At 64.3% G+C, this 280-nt stretch carries 1 protein-coding gene; it reads left to right on the forward strand.

Translation table 11 applies throughout. The features are described 5' to 3' along the window. Positions 1-280, forward strand: a 280-nt coding sequence (locus WA788_RS35790; RefSeq protein WP_335984718.1) for a hypothetical protein, incomplete at both ends; no start/stop codon positions are given.

The raw sequence follows: 280 nt of genomic DNA on the forward strand, positions 1-280 counted from the left end.
GGGATGTGGCGTTGTCGTTGGCGGTGACGCGGACGACGGGGTTTGCGCACCGGCTTGCGGTGGTGGGCCGGGACCGTGATCAGTTGCTGACGGGGATGTCTGCGGTTGCTGCGGGTGAGGTGGCGGCGGGTGTGGTGATGGGTGCTGGTGTGGGTGTGGGTGTGGGTGGTGGTGGGGTTGCGGTGGTGTTCTCGGGTCAGGGTTCTCAGGGTGTGGGGATGGGTTTTGGGTTGTATGAGGTGTTTCCGGTGTTTGCGCGGGCGTTTGATGAGGTGTGTGA

It is taken from the genome of Streptomyces sp. CA2R106, assembly GCF_037034245.1.
Taxonomy (GTDB): domain Bacteria; phylum Actinomycetota; class Actinomycetes; order Streptomycetales; family Streptomycetaceae; genus Actinacidiphila.